This window comes from Dryocola clanedunensis (genome assembly GCF_038405435.1).
In the GTDB taxonomy this organism is placed as follows: Bacteria; Pseudomonadota; Gammaproteobacteria; order Enterobacterales; family Enterobacteriaceae; genus Dryocola; species Dryocola clanedunensis_A.
The window spans coordinates 1-7,337 of sequence record NZ_JBBYHZ010000024.1 but is presented as its reverse complement, the minus strand read 5'-3'; the positions used below and the strand labels follow the sequence as shown (position 1 = coordinate 7,337).

The following is a 7,337-nucleotide window of genomic DNA, read 5'->3' as shown; positions in this document are numbered from 1 at the left end:
ATGGCGGTTTCCCAGCCGGTGTGACGCTTACCGAGGCTGACGGCAAGCTCAATCCGGCGGGCAACGGACGGCCCGGCTACCATCATTGCCCCCTGTTCCACGGCCAGTGCATAGCCTCTTTCTGCGCCGTAAATCCCGGCGGCGATAATACTGTCTGCACTGGTCACGCCCTGTAACGCCTCGCTGGTGGCTGCGGCCATTGCGGCCGCCCCTGACATCGCCAGGACGTTATTGTGGGTGAAACGACAGATATCCAGCGCACAGCGGATGGCCTTTTCCGTATTGCCGGGATGCAGCACGGCAGCCGGCCATATTTTCATTGCCGCACCGTTGGTGGCTTCGGCATTGCCTCTGTTAATGATCGCGACGGACTGCTTCTCGCCTTCCAGCTCCCCCTGCAGTGAACCCCGCGTGTCGTTAAAGAGGGCTCTCATTGCGGCACGGGTGGTGGGGCCGGTAAAGTTGGCATAAAACGGGTATTCCAGCCAGCGCTGAAAGGCTTCACGCATGGCTTCATCACTGACCCGGCGGTCGTGCTTTAACAGCGCGTCCATAATGTATTTTGCCTGGATAAAGTCGTCCGTACACATCCCGGCCTCGTTGCAGCGGCCAAAGGTATCGGCGGGCGGTTTTTCGAAACCGGTCACCCAGCCGCCGAAATACTCACGGATCTGCTGGCGGGTACGGACCTCCGTTGCAGCACCCATGGCATCCGCCGCAGCGGCACCGACAAGACAGCCCAGTATTTTTTTGTATTCAGTACTCATCTGTGACTCCTTACGCTTTGACATTGACATTCTGTGGATGGCTGGCCCGGAAAGCGGCAAGCTGCTCCGGACCGGGCAGGGCGGTCATGGCCCCCTTTGCCGTCACCGCCATCGCGCCGCAGGCATTTGCATTGGCAGTGGCCTCGGCCAGCAGATGGCTGTCCCGTCGGGTCTGCCGGGACAGGGTATAAAGCAGTCCCCCCACAAACGCATCGCCTGCGCCGGTGGTGTCCACGACGGGAACGTTGGGGGCGGGAAACGCATACTCACCGTCGGGAGCGACCAGCAGGGCGCCGTCTGCACCGAGGGAAATCAGGGTGGTTTCACAGCCGAGGTCGCGAATAAGGTGGCGCGCCTCCTGCCAGCGCGCCACTTTACCCAGCCAGCACAGCTCGTCGGCAGAGACCTTGCAGACCGACGCCAGGCCGACAGCCTCAGCAATCAGTGGCATAATCTCGCCGGGATCACGCCACATGCTGACGCGCAGATTCACGTCAAACATCACATGACCACCTGCCGCTCGCATCCGCCGGGCCCCTTCGAGACACGCTTCACGTGCCGGGCTGTCGGTGAGCCCGATAGAGCTGAAGTAAAACCATTCGCCGGGGCTGAATGCCGGTAAATCCTCAACGCTGACAAATGTGTGGGCCGCGGGGTGGACAAGATGGGTGAAACTGCGCTCTCCTTCCGGCGTCAGACTGACAATCAGCACCGCACTGGTTTGCTGCGGGTCGATGCGCAGTGACGACACATCCACCCCATTTCCGCTGAGTGTTTTCCGCAGGAAATGCCCGGCATCGTCGTCACCGAGGCAGCCAATAAATCCACAGTTGCCGCCCAGCCGCGCCACACAGACCGCGACGTTGGCAGACGCGCCGCCGGGACATTTCAGATAAGAATCTGCTCTCTCCGGCACCAGATCGACGGAAGCGTCGCCAGTCACCCAGACTTTGTTTAACAAGTTCATCTCTTCCTCCTATGCCCGGCGCAGCGCCAGATCCGCCTGAATATCCCGGTAACAGGCATTGTTAATCCGGTATTTTTTCATCAGCAGTCCGATGATCAGGTGGAATATGGCGGGGATAATCGTCATCATCAGCGCAATCCCGCTCAGGGAGTCCGCGCTCTGCTGTACATCCGCCTGATAGCCAAAATGGCTTAACAGCAAGCCCAGCACGCCACCGGCGATCCCCATCCCGAATTTCTGGAAGAACAGGATGCCGCCGAACGCCAGCCCGGAAACGCGCAGCCCGGTTTTCTGCTCGCCGTAATCCACCGCCTCAGCGATCGATGACCAGAACACGGGTAGTTGCATATCGCAGAAAAAATTGATGATGAAATAAAAGATGAACGCGAGGATCAGATCCTGCTGCCCGACACAGAAGTACATAGCGACACTCAGCACAAAGGTCACTAGTTGGGTGTAGCGGAACATTTTTATTTTATCCCGGAACCGGGTTATCCATGTGGCCGCAATCATCGCAAGGATGGACGCCACCACACCGGTGGTCAGAAACGGGGATATCAGGCTGTCGCCGCCCCCTAAATAGTATTTGGCATAATAGGTTGCGACCGAGCCACGAATTACGTAGCCGCACATCAGCAACATGATCACGCCCCCCAGGATCAGCCACTGGTCATTACGCAGTAAAATCGCGAACTGCTGCTTAACCGTGAGTGACGGCAGTTCAGGCTCGCTTCGTTCCCGGGTGGTTATAAAACAGAAGACAAACAGCACGGTACCCATGGCGCCCATTAAGCCCATGGAGAGCTGATATCCCAGCGCTTTGTTACCCTGCCCCAGCCACACCGCCAGCACTGGAACCACGATGGTGACTAAAAAAGCGGCGATCTTGGTCATGACAAAACGATAACCATTGGCGCTCAGACGCTCACCAGGATCATCGGTAATGACGCCAATCAGTGAAATATATGGGATTGTGATAGCCGTATAGACCAGGGTCATCAGGATATAGGTGAAGTACGCCCAGGCGAGTTTTGCCATGTAGGCCATATCCGGGGTGATAAACATCAGATAGACCGCGAAGCCAAAAGGAATGGCGAACCAGAGCAGCCAGGGACGGTACCGCCCGTGGCGGGTGGAGACTTTATCGGTGAGCATGCCCATTGCCGGGTCGATAATAGCGTCGATCATACGGACCACCATCAGCAACACCCCCACATCGGCGGCCCGCAGGCCGTAAATATCGGTGTAGAAATACGCCAGGAGCAACTGCATGGAGATAATCACCACGTTGACGGCCATATCTCCGGCACCGAAACCTATTTTTTCCATAACAGACAATTTCATATCGTTATCCTTATTGCGTGCGAACACGCAGTAGAGTTAGAGAAATGATGTAACTGTTTGAAATAAAAAAGTTGTTTATAACGCAGGCATTATCTGCCGGGTTGCCCGGGAGCGCGCACTGAGCGGCTAAAAAAGGATCCTCCCGGAACTGTCGGCAGTATGTGCAGATGGCCAGACATAGCCTTTAACAACGGAGAAGGGGAAAATTGCGACCATCCTTTCTGATGGCGTATGACAGTGGATTGTGTGGATACATTTCGGATTACGGTATGCATAAACAACACTCCTTAGTGTGTAAAGAAAATAACGATTTGTTAATTCATGAACAGAACCTGTTTTATGGGGAACCTGGCGACGGTTTATTTTCTGACCGGGGAAAGTGTTTTTTTCGGTTTTCGCGGACGTGTGGGATCGGAATAACGGCTGGGCCAGATCGCTGAAGGATGGACATTCAGTGCGGTGGCAATCAGCCATTCCCCTTTAGGCCACGGGCGCGTCAGGGCATTTGCCAGCGTGGAGGAGGCCAGCCCTGCTTCCCTTGAAACTCTCGCCAGACTGGTGCCGCGCTTGCGCAGCGCGGCAATGATGTCGGCGGGATGCCAGTCTTTTTTAGTCATTCCAGTTACCTCTCCAACCCTGACACTACGTTTTTCGTAGTATTCAAGTCGTTAAAAAACTACGAATCTCGTAGTTATGCAAAAACGACTCAGACAACGGGATGTTTTCATCCGCCGCTTAAAAGAAGCCCGACAGCGCTTAGGTATTTCTCAGGCTGCTGTAGGAGTTGCTGCGGCTGTAAATCCTTCTGGTGCAAGTACCCGGCTCAATCGCTATGAGAAAGGTGTTTACGAGCCCGATATGGAAACGGCTGCACGAATAGCAGATGTGCTGAATGTCCCATTGCCATGGCTGTTTGCTTCGAATGAGAACCTTGCTGAACTGATTCTCAACTTCGCGGCCCTCTCTCCTGATTTGCAACTCCAGTTGCTGGAAACCTCCCGGCAGATGGTGAACACCTCCCCTGAAAATAAGGCTTAAGGTACGGCCTCTTTTAACCTGTGACTGTAATACTACGTTAATCGTAGTATCGGCAGCAAGCAAAAACTACGATTCTCGTAGTTATGAATACAACTAACCACTATAACGATATCTTTTGTCGACGTTTGAAGCAGGCTCGGCTGACAAGTGGGCTTTCTCAAAAACGTCTGGGGATTGCAGCTGGCATTGATGAATTTGTCGCCAGTACGCGTATTAACCGGTATGAAAAAGGCGTACACGAACCGGGAACGGAGATTGTGCAGAAATTAGCCGAAGTTTTACGAGTACCGCTGGCTTACTTTTATGCTGAAGATGATGATTTGGCAGAGTTGATGTTAATTTTTCTGCGATTAACTAAGCATGAACGCGAGGATGTCTTAAAATATGCAAAGAGCAAATAATAAGCAAGAAACAATGCGAGTGTATTATTTCACTAGTTCTGAGTATGCGATTAGCAATCTTGCACTTAAAAGAATAAAGATATCAAGATATCAGGATTTAAATGATCCTTTCGAGTTGCTTTCTGCGGACCTAACAGATCAGCGGGTTAGAAGAGAACTCCGGAAAGTTAAAAAAAAGATTGAAGAGCAACAAGGAATTATTTGTTTTAGTAAAACCTGGCATAATCCTTTACTTTGGGGCCACTATGCTGATAAACATAAAGGTATTGCACTTGGATTCGATATACCAACGTCAATGTTGAACGAGGTCGAATATAAAGAAGAACTGTCAGAAATAACTGTCGCGAAATGTTCGAATCCTTTATACATTAGAGAATTATCTTTGACTAAGTTCCAACATTGGGAATATGAAAGCGAATATAGATTGCATATTGATTTAAAGACCTTAGAAGGAGAGTCTGGTTTTTATTTTAAATATTTTTCTGACGAAATTAATCTTCAGGAAGTGATACTTGGTGTTAAATGTAATATCCCCATTTCATCCATGAGAGCATTTTTTGAAGAAAGACATGAAGAAGTGAAAGTAATTCAATCAAGAATTGCTTATAAAGATTTTAAAATAGTTGAAAATAGACTGGTTACAAATGGTTAATAATTTCAGTAATTGTGTGATGTTATTTTTGTTTAATGGTATTTAACAGTATTATCAATGTTTTATAAATAACTTAGCCCTACAGAACCAAGCTGAATGGAACTGTAGGTGGCTATTTAATTGTCTTTTTTCACTCTGGGTGGGATGTTTAGTTTTGTTATGTTTAATTTATTAATATAAATGGATTCGATAATATTTTCTGTTATATCCATTATGCTGGAGATTTCTTCACTAGAGGCTTTGTAATTTCTGTGCATGCTCGCATGTCCAGCTTCTATGACTTTATTAATAGCTTCAAACTGATAGTTTGAAATATAACCATCTTCTTTTAATTTTGATAGGTTCTTCACAAATGAACCTTGATCTCTAATATTTTCAATCATTACCATTTCAAGTAATGCTCTGACACCCATAATGGCTAATCGTGGCATGTTGTTTTTTAGTGCAATATAAATCTCCCTGAATATTTCAATTTTATCAGAGTCACCAAAAAAAATCCCATCACCATCAATCCGGTATAACCATTTTGGTTCCTTTCTTATAATTTTGGGTGGAAATTGCGTAACAGTAATTTCATCTCCCATCCCGCTATACGTGGACTCTATATGTAAAGTTATATTTTCACATCCCAAGCATTCAGATAAGTAATAACTGTCATCTTCGTACCATATGACCTGATTATCAACTTCATCTACTTCTCTTTTTTTCTTATAAAAAAGCACAGAATGCTTGGTCTCACAGGAACAGTTGTTACAGTATATTTTTTTGATTTGTTCAGACATGCAATTACCAATGAGTTGATTTGAATTAAATGATAATACACCTGTTATTTTTTATAAAAAAGAAGTAATTAAATACTCATTGGTTAATAATTGTAATTTATAGGATGGTGGCGATTAAGTATACGTCATATTTTTTGAAATCGTTTTTGCCGCCTCCACCTCACTACACTCCGTCTCCCGCATAATCTGCATCCTTTCCGCTTTTTCATGCTTCTCAGTCATACCCAGCGCCAGATACAGGGCTGGGGGCACTACGCGAAACAGTGCTTCCACACGTGGGGAGAAGACCACGCCTTCGGTGTACTGCCCGGGTGATTTCACCGCTGAACGCAACATCAATCGCTGCTCTTCAGTCAGCGCCTTAAACCGGCACACCTGCTCGATCTCTTCCGGTGGCATCACCAGCAGCTCCCCCCATTCAATCATATTCAGTAGCTTTTTCGCATCGTCCGGGAAGTCGCTCAGGTTCTGCGTCGCCAGCCACAGCCAGATACCCAGTTTGCGCCACATCTTCGAGCCCTTGGTCAGAAACCGCGCCAGCAGCGGGTTAACGGTGATGATATGCGCCTCGTCGGTGATATTGACGATAGGGCGTGAGCGGTGCTGGTCGCGCTCACCGAGATTGTTGATATGGTTAATCAGCGAGATATAGCTGATGGCAAGCTGTGCCTCGTAGCCTTCGCGGGCAAAGGTGGCGAGATCAACCAGCGTGATATCTGCCTCCGGCCACATTCGGCCTTCGCGGTTAAACAGTTCACCTTCAAACCCGGCGCAGAACAGGTTGATGGATTCCGCCATTTCATACGCCCGCTGGCGGCGGGCCTCCGGCAGGCTGGCGTCACGGGAAAGCACAAACAGCGCATCGCGGATATCCTGGGTCAGCGTCTGGCGTTTTGTTTTGTAGCAGGTATGGGCAGCGGCAATAATAGCCTGGCGGATCATCGCCCGATCCGGTCGGGTCAGGAGGGCATCTTCTTTTGCTTCACCACCGGTGATCATCAGCCGGGCGGTGATCTCCATTTCACCCAGCACGTCGCGCTGGTCGTCCCCGTCACTCTCTTCTTCGTCCGGTGGTTCGGCATCGGTAATCGCCTGTTCCACCAGTCGCCAGGCATCGGCAAACAGGGGCAGGGTGATGCCGGAACCGGGACGCAGGCTGATTTTATTCACCGTCAGACCATGGGCCGCGGCGTAGTCGGCCATCAGGCCAAACGAGTTCCCGGCTTCGATAATAAACAGGCGCGGGTGGTGCAGGGCCATCAACTGGGCGATTCTGGCATTGAGCGTCGCGGATTTGCCGGCACCTGTCGGGCCGAGTAACAGCAGGTGGCCGTTCTGGGCACGGTCCAGCTTATTCAGCGGATCAAAGCACAGCGGTGTGCCACC

9 protein-coding genes are annotated in these 7,337 nt (G+C 50.1%); 3 read left to right on the top strand and 6 right to left on the bottom strand.

Annotated features, from left to right (window positions below):
* From AAE045_RS22845 to AAE045_RS22830, 4 genes are all read right to left on the bottom strand, one after another.
* Positions 1–767 (bottom strand): ADP-ribosylglycohydrolase family protein (locus AAE045_RS22845; protein ID WP_455549630.1); only part of this gene is annotated, 767 nt, incomplete at its 3' end.
* 10 nt (positions 768–777) lie between these two features.
* Positions 778–1,734, bottom strand: coding sequence for an aminoimidazole riboside kinase (locus AAE045_RS22840; RefSeq protein WP_455549629.1), 957 nt, complete (start codon positions 1,732–1,734; stop codon positions 778–780).
* A 9-nt stretch (positions 1,735–1,743) separates the two neighbouring features.
* A complete protein-coding gene (locus tag AAE045_RS22835) occupies positions 1,744–3,078 on the bottom strand; it encodes an MFS transporter (protein ID WP_455549628.1) in 1,335 nt (444 codons plus the stop codon).
* A gap of 359 nt (positions 3,079–3,437) precedes the next feature.
* Positions 3,438–3,695 (bottom strand): helix-turn-helix domain-containing protein, encoded by a 258-nt coding sequence (locus AAE045_RS22830; RefSeq protein WP_455549627.1) that lies wholly within the window; start codon positions 3,693–3,695, stop codon positions 3,438–3,440.
* Between the two features lie 76 nt (positions 3,696–3,771).
* Between AAE045_RS22830 and AAE045_RS22825 the strand changes: the two genes are divergently transcribed.
* The 3 genes from AAE045_RS22825 (at position 3,772) to AAE045_RS22815 (ending at position 5,169) form a co-directional block, all read left to right on the top strand.
* On the top strand, positions 3,772–4,116 hold the full coding sequence (locus AAE045_RS22825; protein WP_455549626.1) for a helix-turn-helix transcriptional regulator: 345 nt from the start codon (positions 3,772–3,774) through the stop codon (positions 4,114–4,116).
* An 83-nt stretch (positions 4,117–4,199) separates the two neighbouring features.
* Positions 4,200–4,517 carry a helix-turn-helix domain-containing protein gene (locus tag AAE045_RS22820; RefSeq protein WP_455549625.1) on the top strand — a complete coding sequence of 106 codons (318 nt, stop codon included), beginning with the start codon at positions 4,200–4,202 and terminating at the stop codon, positions 4,515–4,517.
* The gene (locus AAE045_RS22815) at positions 4,501–5,169 is read left to right on the top strand and encodes a DUF2971 domain-containing protein (protein WP_455549624.1); all 669 of its coding nucleotides are present in this window, start codon (positions 4,501–4,503) and stop codon (positions 5,167–5,169) included. The genes AAE045_RS22820 and AAE045_RS22815 overlap by 17 nt, the downstream gene beginning before the upstream one ends.
* Before the next feature lie 116 nt (positions 5,170–5,285).
* On the opposite strand, the gene AAE045_RS22810 is transcribed toward AAE045_RS22815, so the two are convergent.
* Together AAE045_RS22810 and AAE045_RS22805 are read right to left on the bottom strand one after the other, a co-directional pair.
* Positions 5,286–5,951, bottom strand: a complete 666-nt coding sequence (locus AAE045_RS22810; protein WP_455549623.1) for a DUF4145 domain-containing protein — start codon at positions 5,949–5,951, stop codon at positions 5,286–5,288.
* Positions 5,952–6,065: 114 nt separating this feature from the next.
* On the bottom strand, positions 6,066–7,337 hold a 1,272-nt coding region (locus AAE045_RS22805; RefSeq protein ID WP_455549622.1), incomplete at its 5' end, for a conjugative transfer ATPase.